Genomic DNA, 20,450 nt, shown 5'->3' with positions numbered 1-20,450 from the left:
TCACTGGTAAGTCACGACGGCGATCACCGGTGCACGATCGTTGCCCGGTCGGTCGGGTAAAACGATTGCGCGCGAGGCCTGCGTAAAGGTCGTGGTCCTGATCGTCTGCAGGCTGGCCGCGTCGACGAACGCGACTTGCCCGCTCGCCGGGCGCGGGCAGTCGGGATGCACGCGCGCATGCGCGGCGTCCGTCGTATCGAGCGCGAACGAGCATGGCGGCTCGACGATCATGCCGGTGAAGTGGATGATGCCGGACGCGCCGGCGGCGAATGAAGCGGATGAGGCCAGAAGCGCGGCAGCCAGCGCAGACGAGGCGGCAAACAGGCGATGCTTCATGACAGGCTCCAGAGAGGAAGCGCGTCGCAGCGGGGCCGCTCGAATGGCAGTCCGTCAACGCTGCGGTGCTGTATGCGTAAACGGCAACTTCATCGGACCTCTTGAATGCAAAACCCGAAATAACGGCAATAAGCAAACGACGCCGTATTCCTCCAATCAATCTATCTCAAATTTGTGCGCCCGCAAGTCGGGGTATTGCCGGTGGCGTATGCTCGCGCAACGCGCGTCGATGAATGCGCGCGTTTGCGGATAAATGGTTGAGCGCTCAACGAGCCTGCGATCCGGTGAATCGCGACGATCGAAAAGGAAACGGCCGCCCGGATGCTGGGCGGCCGTCCGGCGTTGAAGCGGGCGCTGCGGCGATCAGGCCGTGCGCTTGCGCACCGCGCCGACGATCACGAGCAGCACGATCGCGCCGATGATCGACGCGATCCAGCCGGCGCCCTGGCCCGGTGCATACCAGCCGGCCGCGCGGCCGACGTAGCCTGCGACGAGCGAGCCGACGATGCCGAGCACGATGGTCATCAGGATGCCCATCTTGTCGTCGCCGGGCTTGAGCGCGCGTGCGAGGAGGCCGACGATGAGCCCGACCACCAGGGTTTCGATGAATTGCAGCATGAACGCCTCCCTATCGCTGTTGAGCTGTTGAAGAAAGGAAGTGGACCGGCGCGGGGTGCGTGGGTTCCGTTCATGGGGCACCGGCGCGCGGGCGGCCGAGTATCGCACGCCCGCGCGTCGCCGATGTGTCAGGCGACCGGATCGAGCCGGCGGTAGCCTTCGGTCGCGCGCAGCAGCGTGCGCGTGTAGTCGCGTGCGACCTGTCCGGCGCGCACGTCCTCCACGCGCAGCTGCTCGACGATCTCGCCGTGCTGCATCACCGCGACGCGCTGGCACAGGAAGCCGATCACCGCGAGGTTGTGGCTGACGAGCATCATCGTCAGCTTGCGTTCGCGATGCAGGCGGCGCAGCAGGTTCAGGATCTCGGCCTGCACCGATACGTCGAGCGCGGAGGTCGGCTCGTCGAGCAGCAGCACGCGCGGCTCGACGATCAGCGCGCGCGCGATCGCGACACGCTGGCGCTGGCCGCCCGACAACTGATGCGGGTAGCGAAAGCGGAACGTCGGGCCGAGCCCGACCTCGGAGAGCGCGCGGGCGATGCGTGCGTCGGCGTCGCCGATCCCATGAATCGACAGCGGCTCGCGCAGCGTCTGGTCGACGGTGAAGCGCGGATGCAGCGACGCATACGGATCCTGGAACACCATCTGCACGTGGCGGCGGAACGCGCGATCGGGCGTGCCGCCGACCGGCCGTCCGTCGATCGACAGGCTGCCGCCCGCGAGCGGCACGAGGCCGGTCAGCGCGCGCAGCAGCGTCGACTTGCCGGAGCCCGACTCGCCGACGAGCCCGAACACTTCGCCGTCGCGCACCGCGAAGCTCGCATCGCGCACGGCGTCGACGTGACCCGTGCGGGTCGGAAAACGGATAGAGACATGATCGACGTCGATCATCGTGCGGCCTCCTGCGGGTCGTGTGAGGTCGGCGCGAGCGCGGCCGCGTCGAGCCACGCCGGATCGCGCCGCAGCACCGGCAATTCGTCGGGCGGGTTCACGAGCGGCGGATTCGCCGCGAGCAGCCCGCGCGTATAGGGATGCGTCGCGTTGCGCAGGTCGCGCGCGGCGCAGGTCTCGACCACGCGGCCCGCATACATCACCGCGACGCGATCGCAGAACGACATCACGAGCGGCAGGTCGTGGCTGATGAACATCAACCCCGTGCCGTGCCGCGCGATCATCGCGTCGAGCACCGCGAGCACCTGCATCGATACCGCGACGTCGAGCGCGGAGGTCGGTTCGTCCGCGATCAACAGGCGCGGGCCGGTCGACACCATCATCGCGATCATCACGCGCTGGCCCATGCCGCCCGACAACTCGTGCGGATACGCATCGGCGACGCGCGCCGGATCGCGAATCTGCACGGCCGCGAGCGCCTCGACGATCCGCTCGCGCAGCGCGCGGCCGCGCAGGCCCGGCTCGTGCCGATGGAACGCTTCGCCCATCTGCTTCGCGACGGTCATCACCGGGTTCAGCGAATACTTCGGATCCTGCAGGATCATGCCCATCTGGCTGCCGCACAGGCGCCGGCGTTCGCGCGCCGACATCGCGAGCAGGTCGTGGCCGGCGAAACGCATCGTGCGCGCCGAGCAGCGCGCGGCTTCGGGCAGCAGCCCGAGCAGTGCGCGGCCCGTCAGCGATTTGCCGGAGCCCGATTCGCCGACGATGCCGAGCCGTTCGCCGGGCGCGAGCGTCAGCGACAGGTCGCGCACCGCGTCGGTGACGACGCCGTCGTGCCCGCGAAAGCCGATCTTCAGGCCGTCGATCTCGCAAAGCGGCGCTGCCGGCGCGGTGGTGGAATTCATTGGCATGTCACGCTCCATGACGCGGATCGAAGACGTCGCGCAGCCCGTCGCCGAGCAGGTTGAACGCGAGGCTGACGAGCAGGATCGCCACGCCGGGCAGCGTCGCGACCCACCAAGCGTCGAGCAGCACGTTGCGGCCCGACGCGACCATGAAGCCCCATTCGGGGCTCGGCGGCTGCGCGCCGAGGCCGAGGAAACCGAGGCCCGCGACGGTCAGGATGATGCCGGCCATGTCGAGCGTCGCGCGCACGATCACCGACGACATGCACAGCGGCATGATGTAGCGCAGCAGGATCCGCGGGCCCGACGCGCCTTGCAGCCGCGCCGCGTGGATGAAGTCGGCCTGCGCGATGCGGATCGTCTCCGCGCGCGCGAGCCGCGCATACGCGGGCCACGCGGTGATCGAGATCGCGACGACCGCGTTGATCACGCCCGGCCCGAGCGCAGCCGCGAACGCGAGCGCGAGCACGATCTTCGGGAACGCGAGTGCGATGTCGGTGATGCGCATCAGCACGCTGTCGACGAAGCCGCCGCAATAGCCGGCGGTCATGCCGATCATGAGGCCGATCGGCACGACGATCACGACGACGAGCAGCGCGATGCCGAGCGTGAGCCGGGAGCCCGCGATCATCCGCGACAGGATGTCGCGGCCGAGCTGGTCGGTGCCGAGCCAGTGCGTCGGCGAGCCCGGCGGCAGCAGGCGGTCGGACAGCACCTGGTGCAGCGGATCGTGCGGCATGATCAGCGGGCCGATGATCGCGACGACGATCAGCGCGAGCAGGATCGCGAGCCCGAACAGGTTCAGCGGATTGCCGGCGAAACGGCGCCAGCGGCGATACGCGAGGCCGAATGCGGCCTGCGAGCGCGATGCGGGCGCATCGGAGAGAAGCCACGCGCGCAGCGGGAGACGCTCGGCATTCATGATCGGACGACCTTCGGCATGGACGGTGAAAGAAGCAGGATGGAAACGGTCATGTCGAAGCGGCCCTCAGCGCGCACGCGGATCGAACACGCGGTACAGCGCATCGGTCAGCAGGTTGACGGTAATGAACATCGCGCCGATCACGAGCGTCGCGCCGAGCACCGCGTTCATGTCGGCATTCAGCAGCGCACCCGTCAGGTACGAGCCGATCCCCGGCCATGCGAACACGATCTCCGTCAGCACCGACCCTTCGAGCAGGTTGCTGTAGGTGAGCGCGATCACGGTCAGCAGCGGCACCGCGATGTTGCCGAACGCGTGCCGCCAGATCACGCGGCGCTCGGACAACCCCTTCGCGCGCGCGGTGACGATGTACTCCTGGCTCAGCTGATCGAGCATGAACGAGCGTGTCATCCGGCTCAGGTACGCCACCGAGTAGTAGCCGAGGATCGCGGCCGGCAGCGCGATGTGCGACACCGCGTTGCGGAACACGTCCCACTCGCCGGCGAGCGCCGAGTCGATCAGCAGGCTGCCGGTGCGCGCGTCGACCATCCCGTCGTACGCCGGGTCGAGGCGGCCGGGGCCGGCGACCCAGTGCAGCCGCGCATAGAACAGCAGCAGCCCCATCAGCCCGAGCCAGAACACCGGCACCGAATTGCCGATCAGCCCGACGAAGCGCGCGATGTGGTCGATCGGCCGGTTGTGCTTCACCGCGGCCGCGACGCCGAGCGGCACGCCGATCGCGATCCCGATCAGCGTCGCGATCGTCGCGAGTTCGAGCGTGGCCGGGAACACGCGCCTGATGTCGTCGAGCACGGGGTTCGACGTCAGCAGCGACATGCCGAGATTGCCGTGCAGCACGTCGCGCGCGTAGATCAGGAATTGCGTGGCGAGCGGCTTGTCGAGGCCGAGCGCGATGCGTTCGGCCGCGTATGCCGCGGCCGACGCACGATCGCCGAGGATCGCGAGCACCGGATCGATCGGCACCTTGCGGCCGATCACGAACGTCAGCGCGAGCAGGCCCGCGAACGTGACGGCGAGCGTGAGCGCCCAGCGCAGCACGCGCAGCGCCCAGCGTACGGCCGGGCGCCGCGCGGGCAGCGTGCGCAGCGCTTCGAGGGAGGAGGCGGGAGTCGACATGCGGCGAATCTTATTGCTTCTTCAGGTTGCGGTACGACACGAGATCGTTGATCGGTCCGACTTCGAGCCCGCTCACGCCGGGCCGCGCCGCGACCTGCGCGACTTTCTCGAACATGATCACGAACGGCGAGCGCGCGAGCATTTCCTTCTGCATCGTCTGATACAGCTGCGCGCGTTTCGCGGCCGTCGGTTCGGCGAGCGCGGTGTCGGTTTCCTTCGTCAGTTGCGGGATGTCCCAGCTGTTGCGCCAGGCCAGCATCTTATAGCTCGACTTGTCGGAGTTGTCCGGGTTCCATGCAAACCCCTGCGCGTTGCTGTGCGGATCGATGTAGTCGGCCGACCATTCGCCGATATAGATGTCGTGCTGGCGCGCGCGGTATTTCGCGAGCGTCTGCTTGTTGTCGCCCGGAATCAATTGCACCTTGATGCCGGCTTGCGCGAAGTTCGCCTGCACGGCCTGCGCGATCTCCGTGTACGGGTAGTCGTTGCGAACGTCCATCGTCACCGGGAAGCCGTTGGGCACGCCGGCTTTCGCGAGCAGCGCCTTCGCCTTCGCGACGTCGAGCTTGTACGGGTTCGTATTCAGCGTGCCGAGGAAGCCTTCCGGCAGGAAGGTCTGGTGCACCTTGTAGGTCGTCTTCACGACGTTGGCCTGGATGCCCGAATAGTCGACCAGCCACTTCAGCGCTTCCTGCACGTCGGGTTTCGCGAGCGTCGGGTTCTTCGTGTTCAGCCCGAGGTAGAGCTGCGTCGCCTGCGGCGACGCCGTGACCTTCGCCTTGCCCGATTTCACCACCGACGCGAGATCGTCGGGGCTCAGGTCGCGCGCGACGTCGACGTCGCCGTTTTCCAGCAGCAGGCGCTGGCTCGCCGCTTCGGGCACGTGGCGCAGAACGATGCGCTTCATCGCGAGCGGCAGCCGGTAGCCGTCGAAGCGCTGCAGCACGATGCTGTCGCCGGCCGTCCACTTGACGAGCTTGTACGCGCCGGAGCCGGCCTCGTTGGTCTTCAGCCATGCGTTGCCGAAGTCGTTGCCCTGCTGGTGCGACAGCAGCAGCTTCTTGTCGACCACCGACGCGGGCCACGAGCCGAGCACGTTCAGCACGAAGGTCGGTGCGTATTTGCGGTCGGTCGTGATGGCTACCGTCTGGTCGTCGAGCTTCTTCACGTTCGCGGCGACGTTCGCCTTCGTGAGGCCGATGCCGGTCAGCACGGCAGCCGGCCCCTTGTCGAGCAGCACCGCGCGCTGGATCGACCACGCGACGTCGTCGGCCGTCAGCGGATTGCCGGAGTGGAACTTCAGGCCCGCACGCAGCTTGAACGTGTACGTCAGCCCGTCGGCGCTCACCGTCCACGACTGCGCGACGTCGCCGTTGAATTTCGACGGATCGCGCAGGTCGACACGCACGAGCCGGTCGTACGTGTTCGCGACGTATTCCTCCGGCACCAGCTCGTAGATCTCGCCCGGATCGAGCGTCGTGAATTCGTCGAGCAGCGTGGCCATCACGAACATGTCCTTCGGCGTTTCCGCATACGCGGCGGAAAGCGGGGCGACGGCGAGAACGGACGCGGCGGCCAGCGCCGCGACGAGCCGGGAGGTCAGGGGTTTCATGTGCGCTTCTCCAGTGTCGTTGAAGTCGTTGTAGGTGAACGGTGAAGGGGGACTTGCATCGTCGTTACATCAGGCGCCACGGGCCGCTCGCCGCGTTGTCGATCTGCGGCAACGCGTGCGAGCCGGGCAGTTCGTAGTGCCACCATTCGCTGTCGATGTGCGCGAAGCCGGCCGCATGCATCACGCCGAGCAGCAGCAGGCGGTTGCGTTGGACGGCTTCGGGCAACCCCGCGTGAAAATGGCCCGATGCGGCCACCATCTCGTCGAAGCCGGTGCCCATGTCGAGCGGCTCGCCGTCGGCGCCCACCAGCGTCAGGTCGAGTGCGGTGCCGCGGCTGTGATTCGAGCCGCGGCCGAGATCGGCGACGAAGTTCGGGTCGGGCAGGAACTCCCACAGCACCTGCTGCGCCTGCGGCGGCCGGTATGCGTCGTAGATGCGCAGCGTGAAGCCGGCCTGCGCGGCGACGTCGACTGCGCGGTGCAGCGCGGCTTCGGCCGGTTCGAGCAGCAGGCAGTGCGCGCGGCGGTAGATCGGCTTGCCGGTCAGGTTGCGGTCGGTCGCGTAGACGAGATCGATGTCGACGCGATGCGTGGCGGGCGTGATTTCGACGAGGCGGTGATGGGTCATCGGCGGTCCGGGTTCGCTCAGGATTCGAATTGGTCGAACGTGCGCTGCAGTTCGCGGTTGCGCGCGACACGTCGGTCGATCGCGGGGCCGAGGCGGTCGATCACGGCCGTGATCAGCAGGTTGAACAGGCAGGTGAGCGGCGCGAGCGAATCCCAGAACTGGCCGACGTCGGTTTTCACCTGCAACAGGTCCGCCGGCCATTCGCGCGCCCACGGACAGTAGAGATCGGTGACCAGCGCGAACGGCTGGCCGCGCTCCGCGGCCGCCTGGCAATAGCGGCGCGCGCTGCGCGAATACGCGCGCGTATCGGTGACGATGCAGTACGGCCGCTCGAACTCGGAATTCAGCGAATCGACGTACGAGCCCGATTGCCCGTCGGAATAGAACACGCGCGGGCGCACATATTCGAGATAACTGCTGAACGCATTGCTGATACCGCGGGTCGACTGGATACCGAGGATGAACACGGCGTCGGCATGCGCGATCCGGTCCGCGACCTGCGCGAACACCGGTTCTTCGGCGAGCCGGTACACGTGACGGATCGCATCGAGTTCGCGCTCGAGCGACGACGCGAGCATGCCGTCGCCGTTGGTGTCGGCGCCCGTGCCGACGCTCGCGTGCGGAGCGGTCGTGCGGCGGTATTCGTCGAGACGATCGGTGATCATCCACGGCCGATCGCTGCCGCCGCGCAGTTCGCGCTTCAGATCGTCGAGGTTCCGGTAGCCGACGCTGCGCAGGAAGCGCCCGACCGAGATGCCGCTGGTGCCGGTCTGCTGCGCGATCTGGTCCGCCGTTTCGAGCCCGAGCCGCTCCAGGTTCGCGAGCATGTAGCTCGCGATACGCTTGGCGGTCGGCGTCAGCTCGGCAAAGCGGGATTCGACGGTATGGGCGAACGTGCAGGTCATCGCGCTGTTAGATCATTGTCATTCGATGATTCGGTGACATCTATCTAACAAAAACAAAATCATTCGCGCCAGCAGATAAATACTATGGTTTAGCGGAGGGTGATAGGGGTCGGATAGGCACGTCAAGCGACAGGATCACGAGACACAGCAGCAGAGATTATTTCTGCCAGGCATATTTTGCGTTTATCTCCGATAGGAATAATTTGCGTTTATGTCTGTGGCAGATATACTGCATTGATCGCCTACTGGACCGACGCCGTGAATCTCATTGTCAATACCCCCGCGCAACTGGCGGAAATCCTGTCGTCGGCGCGTCAGGCCAAGGGGCTGACGCAAACCGAGGCGGCGGCGCGCATCGGCGTCGGCCAGTCGCGTCTGTCGTCGCTCGAGAGCACGCGCACCGAAAGCCTGTCGCTGCGTCAATTGCTCGAATTGACCGCGCTGTACGGTCTCGAACTCAGTATCCGAACGAAGGACGAGCGCGACGCTGCCGACGTCGAGTGGTGAGCGATGGGACGTAAATCGCACACCCGCGCCCTGTCGATCTGGGCCAACGGCCAGCGGGTTGGAGCCTGGCGGATCCCCGCGCGTGGCGACATGGAATTGTTGTACGACACCGGCTGGAAGCAGTCCGATGCCGGGCGTCCGCTGTCGCTGTCGCTACCGTTCGGCGTCGGCAATGCGCCGTTGCGCGGCGCACGCGTGAATCACTACTTCGACAATCTGCTGCCCGACAGCGATGCCATCCGTCGCCGGCTTGCGTCCCGGTTCGGCACGGCGACGATCGAGCCGTTCGATCTGCTCGCCGCGCTCGGCCGGGATTGCGCCGGCGCGGTGCAGTTGCTCGGCGAGGACGAAACACCGACAGGCCATGATCGGATCGACGGTACGCCGTTGTCCGACGACGAGGTCGCGCACGCGCTCGATCAGGCGAGCGGGGTGGCGGCAGGTGCCGGGAATGACGACGACTTCCGCCTGTCGCTCGCCGGCGCGCAGGAAAAGACCGCGTTGTTGTTTCACGATGGGCGATGGATGCGCCCGCATGGCGCGACGCCGACCACGCACATCCTCAAATTGCCGTTCGGGCTGGTCGGCAACAAGCGCGCCGATCTCACGGCATCCGTCGAGAACGAGTGGCTGTGTCTGGCGATCCTGCGTGCGTTCGGTTTGCCGACGGCGCGTGCCGAAATCGTGCATTTCGGCGCGCACAAGGTGCTGTCGGTCGAGCGTTTCGATCGTGTGCTGCATCGTGACGGCGGCTGGTTGCTGCGCTTGCCGCAAGAGGATTTTTGCCAGGCGCTCGGCGTGCCGCCGCATTTGAAATACGCATCGCAGGGCGGCCCGGGCGCGCCGGATCTGGCCGCTATCCTGCGCCGCTCGGAGGCCGCGCAGCCGGATCTCGATACCTTGTTCAGTGCGCTCGTCGTGTTCTGGATGCTGGCCGCACCGGACGGACATGCGAAGAATTTCAGCCTGCGCTTGCTGCCGGGCGGACGGTTCCGTCTCACGCCGCTCTACGACGTGATGTCGATCTGGCCGGTCGAGGGCGACGGCGCGAATCAGTGGTCGTGGCACAAGGCGAAGCTCGCGATGGCCGTGCACGGCAAGCGCAAGCACTATGCGATGCGCGACATCACGCGTCGGCACTTCAGCGCGATGGCCGAACAATGCCTGCTCGGCGATATCGCGACGCCGATCGTCGACCGGCTGATCGCGGCGACGCCGCAGGTGATCGAGTCGGTCGGTGCCGCGTTGCCCGCGGGGTTCCCGGCGCGGATCGCCGACCGCATTCTGGGCGGATTGCGCTTCGCCGCGCAGCGTCTCGACGACATGCCGCGCGCTTGAGCAGCACTTCGCACCAGCACTTCGCACCGCAGCGGCGAGCGTCTGCTCGTACGTTGCGTGGTGTCGATGAACAGCGGGTCGGATGCCGGCGGCTCCATCGCGAGATCGTTGGCAATCGTGAATCCGAACCCGACCGTATTGGAAGCGTGATGCGCCCGCGCGCCGGCATGGCCGGCAGCGCGGGCGGCGGCGTTACTTGGCCAGCGTCCGGTACGACACGAGATCGTTGATCGGCCCGATCTCCGGCCCCGTCGCGCCGGGGCGCGTCGCGACCTGCACGACCTTCTCGAACATGATGATGAACGGCGAGTTCGCGAGCACGGCTTTCTGCAGCGCTTCATAACGCTGCGCGCGCTTCGCGGGCGACGGCTCGACGAGCGCGGCCTCGGTGTCCTTCGTCAGTTGCGGGATGTCCCAGCTGTTGCGCCACGCGAGCATCTTGGTGGTCGACTGGTCGGAATTGTCCGGATTCCATGCGAAGCCGCGCGCATTGCTGTTCGGGTCCATGTAGTCGGGCGACCATTCGCCGATGAAGATGTCGTGCTGGCGCGCGCGGTACTTGCCGATCGCCTGCTTCGCATCGCCCGGGATCAGCTTCACGCGGATGCCGCCCTGCGCGAAGTTCGCCTGCAGCGCCTGCGCGATCTCGATGTACGGATAGTCGTTCGGCATGTCCATCGTCACGTCGAAACCGTTCGACAAGCCGGCCTTCGCGAGCAGCGCCTTCGCCTTCGCGACGTTCTGCTTGTACGGGTTCGAATTCAACGTGCCGAGGAAGCCTTCGGGCAGGAAGGTTTCGTGCACCTTGTAGGTCGTGCTGACGATGTTGCGCTGGATGCCGTCGTAGTCGACGAGCCACTTCATCGCCTGCTGCACGTCGGGCTTCGCGAGGTTCGGGTTCTTCGTGTTCAGGCTCAGGTACAGCAGCGCGGACACCGGCCACGACGCCACCTTGATCTTGCCGGCCTTCGTCAGCGCGGCGAGGCTGTCCGGGCTCAGGTTGCGCGCGGCGTCCACGTCGCCGTTCTCCAGCAGCAGCCGCTGCGCGGACGCTTCGGGCACGTGGCGCAGCACGACGCGCTTCATCGGATACGGCGTGCGGTACTTCTCGAAACGCTGCAGCACGATGCTCTCGTTCGGCGTCCACTTCGCGAGCTGGTACGGGCCCGAGCCCGCATCGTTGGTCTTCAGCCAGCCGCTGCCGAAATCGTTGCCTTGCTGATGCGACATCAGCAGCTTCTTGTCGAGGACCGACGCGGGGCACGCGCTCAGCACGTTCAGCACGAAGCTCGGCGCATATTTGCGGTCGGTTTCGAGCACGAAGGTCTGCGGATCGACCGCGCGGACCTTCTGCATCACGTTCGCCTTCGTGAGGCCGAGATCGGCGAGCACGCCGGCCGGGCCCTTGTCGAGCAGGACGGTGCGCTGCAGCGACCATGCGACGTCGTCGGCGGTCACCGGGTTGCCGGAGTGGAACGTGACGCCGGGGCGCAGCTTGAACGTGTAGGTGACGCCGTCGGCGCCGACCGTCCACGATTGCGCGATCTGTCCGTTGAAGTGCGTCGGATCCTTCAGGTCGACCCGCACGAGGCGTTCGTAGGTGTTCGCGACGTACTCGGACGGCACGAGCTCGTAGATTTCGCTCGGGTCGAGGGTCGTGAATTCGCCGAGCTGCGTCGCGACGACGAAGATGCCGGGCGGCGTCGCGGCCTGCGCCGGCAGCGCCGGAACAAGCGCGACGAGCGCGGCGCTGACGAACAGCCGGGACAGCAGATGCTTCATGTGGGCTCTCCATCGAAAAGGAATCGTGGTGCGATTCTCTCATCGACGGGCACCCGGATGAAAATATTCGGCAGGCGCGCCGGTTGGCGCGTAGCGGCAGGCAAGGCGGGCCGGGCGAGCGCCCGGCGCCGGCGGTGCTCAGATCACGCAGCGCGCGATCGCGTAGCGCATCGCTTCCTCGGCCGGCTCGCTGCCCGAGCCGCGCACGACCTTGACGACCGAGCCGTTGCCCGACGGCGTCAGCGTGACGAAATACGAGCGCGAGCCGACGGTGATGTCGGTCACGCCGTTGTGCTGCGACTGCTCGGTGCCGGACAGCCGGCTGTCGAGGCAGTTGGCGATCGCGTGGGCCGGCCGTGCCGACGACACGTAGATCATCGGTGCCGAACCGGATGCGGCCGAGTTGGACGAGGGCGCGGAACCGCAGGCGGCGAGCAGGGCGGCGGGCAGGAGCAGCAGGAATCGTTTCATGATCGGAATCGTCGTGTGTCTCGTGTCGAGGCGGGGGCGCGGGGTACGCGAAACGCGAAGCTTCGCGACGAAACCGCCGGGATCGTACCGATTTTGACGGTCGACGCGGGAGGCGGCTGACGCCGGAGTATACCTGCGGCACTTGACGCGAGCGCCGTGCTGAAACGATTCGATACAAAGCGCCCGCTGTCGCGTGGCGGCAGCGGGCGTTTCAAGGATGGCGAATCGACGCTCGCCGGCGTTACTGGCCGATCTTGTGGCTGACCGCATTTTCCTGCTGGTTCAGCGCGTGCTTTTCGCTCTGGGTGATGTGGCCGCGATCCTGCGCAGCCATGTCCCGCTCTTCCTGGCGGATCCGGTGGTCGTCACGGTGCAGGCGCGCGGCCTGCGCGTGCGACATTTCGCCTTCCTTCACTTCTCGATGGATCCGCCGATTCTGGTTGGCGAGGCGCTGGTCGACCTCTGCGCGGCGTGGATGCGCGTGTTGCCACGGCGTGTCGGCGAACGCGGTGCCGGTCAGCACCGACAGCAAGGCGGCCGCAATCGCGAGATGGCGGGTGAAGGTTCGCATGACGTTTTCTCCTGTCGTTGCGCGTCACGAAACGTGCGCGCCTGTCGAAAAAACGCTGTGCGGGCCGCGGCTGTTGACGTTTCCGGCTGTATCGATTGCAAGTCTTTATTACGTCTGCCCACGGTGCTTCGCATCCCGCCAGTGCGATCGATGCGCGCGCTCAATGCGCGCCCGCTGCCGCCGCATCCGTATCGCCACCGCCCGAGCGCGCCGGCTTCGTGATCCAGATCAGCGGAATGATCGCGACGAAGATGATCGCCGATACGTAGAAGATGTCGTTCAACCCCATTACCGCCGCCTGCGAATCGACCGACGCGTTGAAAAATGCGAGCGCCGCATCGGGGCTCAGGTGCAGCAGCGAGCGGGCCGCGTCGATCTGCTGCCCGAAGATCGGGTTGCCGGCGCTCGCCTGTTCGGTGAGCCGGACGTGATGCAGGATCGTCCGGTCGTTCCATGCGTTGCTGATCAGCGACGTGCCCACCGCGCCGCAGAACGTGCGGCCGAAGTTCGACAGGCCGGCCGCGGCCGGGATCTTGTCCGGCGGCAGCCCCGACAGGATGATCGCGGTGAGCGGCACGAAGAACATCGCCATCGGGATGCCCTGCAGCAGCGTCGGCAGCACGAGGTCCCAGTGCGACACGTCGGAATAGAACATCGTGCGCATCATGAACACGACGGCGAAGCCGATGAACGCGAGCGTCGCGAGGTAGCGCGGATCGGTGCGCGGCAGGATGCGTCCCATCACCGGCGTCAGCACGATCGCGAAGATCCCGAGCGGCGCGGTGGCGAGCCCCGAGTCGATCGCGCGATAGCCGAGATAGCCCTGCATCCACTGCGGCAGCAGCACGAGCGTGCCGAAGAACATTCCGTAGGCGACCGAGATCGCGATCGTGCCGCCCGCGAAATTGCGCTGCGTGAAGAGCCGCAGGTCGACGATCGGATCGGCCGCCGTGAGCTCCCACACGAGGAAGAACGCGAAGCCCACCAGCGCGACGATGCCGAGCGCGACGATGAAGGGCGAATTGAACCAGTCGAGATCCTTGCCCTTGTCGAGCATGATCTGCAGCGACGCGACCCACAGCACCAGCAGCACGAGGCCGACCGTGTCGATCGGCATGCGGCGCGTGGCCGATTCGCGTTCGCGGAACACGATCCAGGTGACGGCCGCCGCGAAGAAGCCGACCGGAATGTTGATGTAGAAGATCCATGACCAGTTGTAGTCGTACGTGATCCAGCCGCCGAGCGACGGGCCCGCGATCGGGCCGACGAGCGCCGTCATCGACCACAGTGCGAGCGCCGTTGCCGATTTCTGCCGCGGCCATGCGCCGAGCAGCAGCGCCTGCGACAGCGGCGCGAGCGGCCCGGCGACCGCGCCTTGCAGGATCCGCGCGGCGAGGAGCGTCGGCAGGTTCGGCGCGATCCCGCACAGCCATGACGCGAACACGAACAGCAGGATCGACATGACGAACAGGCGCACCTGGCCGAAGCGCTGCGTGAGCCAGCCGGTCAGCGGAATCGACACCGCGTTCGCGGCCGCGAAGATCGTGATCACCCACGTGCCTTCGTCGACCGACACGCCGAGGTCGCCGGAGATCGTCGGAATCGCGACGTTCGCGATCGACGAATCGAGCACGTTCATGAACATCGCGAGCGAGACGGCGATCGTGCCGATCGCGAGGCGGCCGCCCGTCAGCGGGCCGGGATTGGACGGAGAGGACATGGCGTTCCTGTGTGATGGACGGAGCCGTGCGGCGTGTTGCCGGCCGCGCATGCATGCGCACGCATGTGCGTGCACTGCCTGCGCGAACGAACCGCGAAGCGGGCGGAAGCACGCTGCCCGCGAACGGCGCGGTCAGGCGGCGCCGCCGTGCGGCAACGAGTGGTTCAGTTCAAGTGTTGCGGCGGAGACGCGAAGCCGTGACGGGCTCCGGCGGCGCGGGCTGGCGCCGGTCAGGAAGGCGCGACGCGCGTGACGCGTCGGCGGGCAGCGGGCACATGGCCGCCGCAGCGTGTGGTGTCGTTTTTCATCGCAACAGGCTAGCGATGCCGAGAACGTCGATCAACGCTCGCCCGCTCATTAATGCCTTTCCTGCGCCGCAATAATGCCGTCGACGTACATCGATTGCCGGTCGGACGACGGGCGGTTACGCCGGTTACGGCGCGCTTCGCCACGGGGTGAAGACTTCCGTCAGGAACTCGACGAATGCGCGCACCTTGCTGTCGAGCGTCGCGCGCTTCGGGTAGAGCGCGTGCAGCTCGACGTCGTCGGTGCGATACCAGTCGGGCAGCACGATTTCGAGTTCGTTGCTCTCGAGCCGCCCTGTGGTGAAGTGCGTCGAAATCAGCGCGATGCCGCCGCCGCTCGCGGCCTGACGCAGCACCGTGACCGATTCGTTCGAGATCAGCACGGGCCGCACCGGCACGTCGGCGACGTCGCCGGCCGCGTTGGTGAGGCGCAGCGTCAGGCCGGGCGTGTCGCGGCCGACGTACAGGATGTCGTGCCGGGCGAGATCCTGCGGCGTGTGCGGCCGGCCGGCGCGGTCGAGATAGTGCGGGCTGGCCGCGAACTTCGCATGCGACCAGCCGAGCGAGCGCGCGACATAGCCGGAATCGGTCAGCTCGCCGGTGCGCAGCGCGACGTCGAAGCCGTGCTCGACGAGGTCGAGCGTGCTGTTGTCGTAGATCAGCACGAGCTGGACCCGCGGGTAGCGGCGGCGAAACTCGGCGAGCGCCGGTTCCAGCTCGAACAGGCCGATCGCGTAGGGCACCAGCACGCGCAGCGTGCCTTCGGGTTCCGTGCGCAGCGCGCGCACCTGACGGTCCGCGTCGAGCAGGATCTCCTCGGCGCGCAGGCAGCGTTCGTAATAGTCGCGCCCGGCTTCGGTGACGGACACGCGGCGCGTCGTGCGGTACAGCAGCTGGACGCCGAGGTCGTCCTCGAGCTGCCTGATCTTGCGGCTCACGCGGCTGAGCGGCATGTCGAGTTGCGTGGCGGCGGCGGTGAAGTTGCCGCGCTCCACCACGCGCAGGAATATCCGGATGCTCTCGAGGTCCATGCGATTCGTTTTAGTGTTCGGCCTGCGCGCATCTTACCGTCGCGGGCCGGATCGCCGCGGGTCGAGCCGATTATCCCGCCCGGCGCAATAACGCATCCCGCCGCTGCCCCGTAGTGGCGGCCGGCGCGCGGCCGTATGCTCGCCGGATGAAATTCGCCTTTCCCAGCATGCCGCCGCTCGCGGCCGTCCGGGCCGCGCTGCGCGACGCGCGCCCGACCTTGCCGCCCGGCGCGCTTGCATTCGCACTGCGCAATACGGCCGCGTCGCTGCTCGCGCTCTATGTCGCATTCAGGATGAATCTCGACGATCCGAAATGGGCGGCGTCGACCGTGTGGATCGTCGCGCAGGGCACGCGCGGGATGGGACTGTCGAAGGGCCAGTACCGGATTCTCGGCACCGCGATCGGTGCGGTCGTCGCGCTCGTGCTGACCGGTGCATTCGCGCAGACGCCCGAGCTGTTCCTGCCGGCGCTTGCCGCGTGGATCGGACTGTGCGCGGGCGTCGCGACGTTCCAGCGGAATTTCCGCGCGTATGCGGCGGTGCTCGCCGGCTATACGGCCGCGATCGTCGCGATGGACGCGGTATCCGCACCGCTGCACGCGTTCGATATCGCGGTCGCGCGGTTCCTGTACGTGGTGGTCGGCATCCTGTGCGCCGCGCTGTTCGAAACGGTCTTCGCGCCGGGCACGCCGTTGCAGGATGTCCGGACGCGGCTCGCGCGCTATCTCGAGCGGGCGGCGGCGGTCGGCGCGGGCGCGCTGCGTCGCGAGCCGAACAGCGCGGCCGTGCACCGGCTGTTCGCGGACGCGCTCGAACTCGACACCGCGGCAGAATATGCGGCGGCCGGCGCACCGCCGGTGCGCAGCGCGATCGGCCATTTGCGCGCGGCGGCGCTCGGGGTGCTGACGGCGCAGGCGGCGGCGCAGGCGATCCGCAAGCACGCGGCGCGCGCGCACGATGCGCCGGACCCGCTGGTCGACGAGGGCGCGCGCGTGCTCGACGGTATCGCCGCAGCGGGCGACGCGGGATACGAGATGGCGGCACTGCGCGCACGCGTGGACGACGCGCTGCGCGCCGAGGCCGCTGCGCCGGCTGCGCCGGACACGTCGCGCCTGCTCACGCTCGACCGGCTGGCGGCGCTGCTCGACGGGTTCGATCGTGCGTGTGCGAGTCGGGCGCTGCTCGACCGGCCCGAATTGCCGCCGTCGCGCGTGCGCTATGCGTTCCACCGCGATCCGGTGCTCGCGTGGCACAACGGCCTGCGCGCGTTCATCGCGGTGCTGGCCGCGTCGGCGATCTGGATCGTGACCGCGTGGCCGGCGGGCGGCGGCTTCGTCACGATCACGGCCGTCGTCGGCTCGCTGTTCTCGACCCGTCCGAACTCGGTACGCGCGGCCTTTGGTTTCCTGAAAGGCACGGCCGGCGCGGCGGTCGCGGGCATCGTCTGCAACTTCATCCTGCTGCCGGCGGTGTCGGGCTTCGAGATGCTCGCCTACATCCTCGGCGTGTTCCTGATCGGCACCGGCATCGCGATGCGTCAACCGCGCACGGCCGCGATGGGCAGCGCGTTCTCGATCTTCTTCTGGAATTTCACGTCGCCGGACAACACGACGCGCATCCGCGACGCCGCGTTCCTGAACAGCGCGCTTGCGACGCTGCTCGGCATCGCGTTCGGCGCGCTGATCTTCGCGCTGGTGTTTCCCGGCGATTCGGGCACGAGCCGACGGCGCCTGCATCGCGCGGTGCGCCGCGATCTGGCGAGTATCGCGCGCGATCCGCGTGCGTGGTCCGCAAGCGCGTGGCTGAGCCGCACGGCCGACCGTCTCGCGCGCGAGCTCGGTTTCGCGGGCAGCCTTCCGCAGACGCTGATCGAGCGCGACATGCGCGACCTGCTCGCGATCTGGGAAATCGGCGATAGCCTGCTGTCGCTCGCCGAACTGGCCACGCGCGAGCCGGTCGCGCGCCGCGCGGCGGCGGTGGTGCGCGCTCGCATCGCACAGGCGGATTTCGCTCGGCTCGAGCAGACCTGCGCCGCGGCGGCCCGGCTGTTGCGACGCCGCGTGGCCGCGCGCGACGGCGACGGCGCGCAGGCGTTGCTGAACGGCATCGTCCTGCTGCGGCGGATCGCGGACGCGACCGCCGAGCACGGCGGCTTCCTGCGACACCGCCGGGGTTGAGCCGCCAGAGTCAGGCGAGGCGAGTCAGGTGCGGCGAGTCACGTGCGGCGAGTCAGGTACGACGGGACGGGCGTCACTTCGTCCGGCATCCGCAGCCGGTGCTCGTGCTCGCGCGGACGAACGAGCATCGTCGTGCTCCGTCAGACGGCGATCGACGCGGGCGCGGCCGCGCGATGCAGCAGCACGGGCACCGACTTCGACGTCGGCGTGTTGCACACGTCGCCGACGCTGTCGAGCGGCACCAGCGGGTTCGTTTCCGGGTAGTACGCGCCGATGCAGCCGCGCGGGATGTCGTATTCGACGAGCAGGAAGCCGTCGGCGCGCCGTTCGATGCCGTCGTGCCACACGGTTTCCATGTCGACCCATTCGCCCGCCGCAAGGCCGAGCATCGCGAGATCGTCGCGGTTGACGAACACCACGCGGCGCTGGCCGTACACGCCGCGATAGCGGTCGTCGAGCCCGTAGACGGTCGTGTTGTACTGGTCGTGCGAACGCGTCGTCATCAGCGTCATCAGGCGCTCGCCGTGCAGCGCGCGGGCGCGCTGGATCGGCGTGTCGGTCGGCAGCGCATGCGCGATGAAGTTCGCCTTGCCCGTCGGCGTCAGCCATTCGCGGTCACGCGACGCGACGCGCAGGTGGAAGCCGCCGGGTCGCGCAATGCGCGCGTTGTAGTCGTAGAAGCCGTCGAGGGTCGCCTCGATCGCGTCGCGGATCTTCGCGTAGTCGTCCTTGTACGCGAGCCAGTCGATCTTGCCGCTGCCGAACAGCGCGTGGCCCATGTGCGCGACGATCGCCGGCTCCGACATCAGGTTCGCGGACGCCGGCTTGTTCATCCCGTACGACACGTGGACCATGCTCATCGAATCCTCGACCGTCACGCCCTGCGCGACGTTGTCCTGCAGGTCGATCTCGGTGCGGCCGAGGGTCGGTAGGATCAGCGCGTCGCGGCCGTGGATCAGGTGGCTGCGGTTCAGCTTCGTCGTGATGTGCACCGACAGCTCGCAGCGGCGCATGCCTTCCCACGTGCGCGGCGTGTCGGGCGTCGCCATCGCGAAGTTGCCGCCCAGGCCGATCAGCACCTTCACGTGGCCTTCGAGCATGCCTTCGATCGTCTCGACGACGTCGTAGCCGTGGTGGCGCGGCGGTTCGAAGTCGAACACGTGGCCGAGCCGGTCGAGGAACGCCTGCGACGGCTTTTCCTCGATGCCGACGGTGCGGTTGCCCTGCACGTTCGAGTGGCCGCGCACCGGGCACAGGCCCGCGCCGGGGCGGCCGATGTTGCCGCGCATCAGCATCAGGTTGGTCAGCATCTGCACGGTCGCGACCGAATGCTTGTGCTGCGTGATGCCCATCCCCCACGTCGCGATCACGCGTTCGCTGCGCGCATAGAGCTGCGCGAGGCCGTCGATCTGCTCGTACGACACGCCGCTTTCGGCGGTCAGCGCGGACCAGCTTTCGCGGCGCAGATCGTCGGCGAACGCGTCGAAGCCTGCCGTGTGCTCGTCGATGAACGCGGTGTCGAGCACGCGCGGCGCACCGGCGGCGCGCGCGGCATCGTCGAGTTCGAGCACGCGCTTGGCCATCCCCTTGATCAGCGCGAAGTCGCCGCCGATGGTCGGCTGGATGAACGTCGACGCGATCTTCGTGCCCGACATCGTCAGCATCTCGAGCGGGCTTTGCGGATCGGCGAAGCGTTCCAGCCCGCGTTCCTTCAGCGGGTTGATCGACACGATCGTCGCGCCGCGCCTTGCGCATTCGCGCAGCTCGCCCATCATCCGCGGATGGTTGGTCGCCGGGTTCTGGCCGAAGATCAGCAGCGTGTCCGCGTGCTCGAAATCGTCGAGCGTGACGGTGCCCTTGCCGACGCCGACCGATGCCGGCAGCCCGCGGCTCGTCGCCTCGTGGCACATGTTCGAGCAGTCGGGGAAGTTGTTCGTGCCGTACAGGCGCACCAGCAGCTGGTACAGGAACGCCGCTTCGTTGCTCGCGCGGCCGGACGTGTAGAACGCGGCCTGGTTCGGGTCCGGCAGCGCGCGCAGATGGCGCGCGATCAGCGCGAACGCGTCGTCCCACGCGATCGGCACGTAGCGATCGGTCTGCGCGTCGTACACCATCGGGTCCGTGAGCCGGCCATGCTGTTCGAGCTCGAAATCCGATTGTTCCAGCAACTCGGTGACCGTGTGTGCGGCGAAGAATTCCGGCGTCACGCGCTTGCTCGTCGCTTCGGCGGCCACGGCCTTCACGCCGTTCTCGCAGAATTCGAACGTCGACGCGTGCTGGCGGTCCGGCCATGCGCAGCCCGGGCAGTCGAAGCCGTCGGGCTGGTTCTGGCGCAGCAGCGTGCGGTAGTTGCCGCCGGTGACCTTTTCCTTGATCAGGTTGATCGTGACGGCTTTCAGCGCGCCCCAGCCGGCAGCGGGGTGGGTATAGGGTTCGATGCGCGCGGCGGCGGATTTCTTTTTCATGATGCGTGTGTCAGGGGCGATGCATGGAGAGTACGCGCGGCGCCGCGGCCGCTGTGTGTACACCTCTTCGCTTCAAAAAAGAGTACAGTTTCGAGCATTCACGCAGTGCGGAGCGCAACTGTGTTGT

At 67.5% G+C, this 20,450-nt stretch carries 18 protein-coding genes; 3 read left to right on the top strand and 15 right to left on the bottom strand.

Annotated features, from left to right (window positions below; translation table 11 throughout):
- The 9 genes from O1Q03_RS15215 to sapR form a co-directional block, all read right to left on the bottom strand.
- On the bottom strand, positions 1-336 hold the full coding sequence (locus O1Q03_RS15215) for a type 1 fimbrial protein (protein WP_269504444.1): 336 nt from the start codon (positions 334-336) through the stop codon (positions 1-3).
- 363 nt (positions 337-699) lie between these two features.
- On the bottom strand, positions 700-954 hold the full coding sequence (locus O1Q03_RS15210) for a GlsB/YeaQ/YmgE family stress response membrane protein (protein ID WP_269504443.1): 255 nt from the start codon (positions 952-954) through the stop codon (positions 700-702).
- 128 nt (positions 955-1,082) lie between these two features.
- Positions 1,083-1,844, bottom strand: coding sequence for an ABC transporter ATP-binding protein (locus O1Q03_RS15205; RefSeq protein WP_269504442.1), 762 nt, complete (start codon positions 1,842-1,844; stop codon positions 1,083-1,085).
- Positions 1,841-2,758, bottom strand: coding sequence for an ABC transporter ATP-binding protein (locus tag O1Q03_RS15200; RefSeq protein WP_269504441.1), 918 nt, complete (start codon positions 2,756-2,758; stop codon positions 1,841-1,843). The genes O1Q03_RS15205 and O1Q03_RS15200 overlap by 4 nt, the downstream gene beginning before the upstream one ends.
- 1 nt (position 2,759) lies before the next feature.
- The gene (nikC, locus tag O1Q03_RS15195) at positions 2,760-3,674 is read right to left on the bottom strand and encodes a nickel transporter permease (RefSeq protein ID WP_269504440.1); all 915 of its coding nucleotides are present in this window, start codon (positions 3,672-3,674) and stop codon (positions 2,760-2,762) included.
- Positions 3,675-3,740: 66 nt separating this feature from the next.
- Entirely contained in the window at positions 3,741-4,811 is a 1,071-nt protein-coding gene (locus O1Q03_RS15190) for an ABC transporter permease (protein WP_269504437.1), read from the bottom strand.
- 10 nt (positions 4,812-4,821) lie between these two features.
- Entirely contained in the window at positions 4,822-6,423 is a 1,602-nt protein-coding gene (locus O1Q03_RS15185) for an ABC transporter substrate-binding protein (protein WP_269504436.1), read from the bottom strand.
- Between the two features lie 64 nt (positions 6,424-6,487).
- Entirely contained in the window at positions 6,488-7,051 is a 564-nt protein-coding gene (gene ddpX / locus O1Q03_RS15180) for a D-alanyl-D-alanine dipeptidase (RefSeq protein WP_269504435.1), read from the bottom strand.
- A 17-nt stretch (positions 7,052-7,068) separates the two neighbouring features.
- Positions 7,069-7,956 (bottom strand): sap1 transcriptional regulator SapR, encoded by an 888-nt coding sequence (gene sapR / locus O1Q03_RS15175; protein ID WP_269504434.1) that lies wholly within the window; start codon positions 7,954-7,956, stop codon positions 7,069-7,071.
- Between the two features lie 258 nt (positions 7,957-8,214).
- On the opposite strand from sapR, the gene O1Q03_RS15170 reads away from it, so the two are divergent.
- On the top strand, positions 8,215-8,463 hold the full coding sequence (locus tag O1Q03_RS15170) for an XRE family transcriptional regulator (RefSeq protein WP_269504433.1): 249 nt from the start codon (positions 8,215-8,217) through the stop codon (positions 8,461-8,463).
- Positions 8,464-8,466: 3 nt separating this feature from the next.
- Positions 8,467-9,801, top strand: a complete 1,335-nt coding sequence (locus O1Q03_RS15165) for a type II toxin-antitoxin system HipA family toxin (protein ID WP_269504432.1) — start codon at positions 8,467-8,469, stop codon at positions 9,799-9,801.
- 192 nt (positions 9,802-9,993) lie between these two features.
- On the opposite strand, the gene O1Q03_RS15160 is transcribed toward O1Q03_RS15165, so the two are convergent.
- The 5 genes from O1Q03_RS15160 to O1Q03_RS15140 all read right to left on the bottom strand — a co-directional run bounded on the left by O1Q03_RS15160 (position 9,994) and on the right by O1Q03_RS15140 (position 15,681).
- Positions 9,994-11,583 carry an ABC transporter substrate-binding protein gene (locus O1Q03_RS15160; RefSeq protein ID WP_269504431.1) on the bottom strand — a complete coding sequence of 530 codons (1,590 nt, stop codon included), beginning with the start codon at positions 11,581-11,583 and terminating at the stop codon, positions 9,994-9,996.
- A gap of 138 nt (positions 11,584-11,721) precedes the next feature.
- Entirely contained in the window at positions 11,722-12,054 is a 333-nt protein-coding gene (locus tag O1Q03_RS15155) for a sugar ABC transporter ATPase (RefSeq protein ID WP_269504430.1), read from the bottom strand.
- 241 nt (positions 12,055-12,295) lie between these two features.
- The gene (locus O1Q03_RS15150; RefSeq protein WP_269504429.1) at positions 12,296-12,625 is read right to left on the bottom strand and encodes a hypothetical protein; all 330 of its coding nucleotides are present in this window, start codon (positions 12,623-12,625) and stop codon (positions 12,296-12,298) included.
- 160 nt (positions 12,626-12,785) lie between these two features.
- Complete coding sequence (locus O1Q03_RS15145) at positions 12,786-14,345, bottom strand: DHA2 family efflux MFS transporter permease subunit (RefSeq protein ID WP_269504428.1); 1,560 nt, start codon at positions 14,343-14,345, stop codon at positions 12,786-12,788.
- Between the two features lie 433 nt (positions 14,346-14,778).
- Positions 14,779-15,681 (bottom strand): LysR family transcriptional regulator, encoded by a 903-nt coding sequence (locus tag O1Q03_RS15140; protein WP_269504427.1) that lies wholly within the window; start codon positions 15,679-15,681, stop codon positions 14,779-14,781.
- Between the two features lie 146 nt (positions 15,682-15,827).
- On the opposite strand from O1Q03_RS15140, the gene O1Q03_RS15135 reads away from it, so the two are divergent.
- Positions 15,828-17,858, top strand: coding sequence for an FUSC family protein (locus O1Q03_RS15135; protein WP_269504426.1), 2,031 nt, complete (start codon positions 15,828-15,830; stop codon positions 17,856-17,858).
- 140 nt (positions 17,859-17,998) lie between these two features.
- Here O1Q03_RS15135 and O1Q03_RS15130 read toward each other — a convergent pair whose 3' ends face one another.
- Entirely contained in the window at positions 17,999-20,323 is a 2,325-nt protein-coding gene (locus O1Q03_RS15130; protein ID WP_269504425.1) for an FdhF/YdeP family oxidoreductase, read from the bottom strand.
- Positions 20,324-20,450: the final 127 nt, after the last annotated feature.

This window comes from Burkholderia sp. IMCC1007, assembly GCF_027257875.1.
GTDB lineage: Bacteria > Pseudomonadota > Gammaproteobacteria > Burkholderiales > Burkholderiaceae > Burkholderia.
Note: the sequence above shows the minus strand (reverse complement) of the source record. Positions and strands in the feature narration are given on the sequence as shown.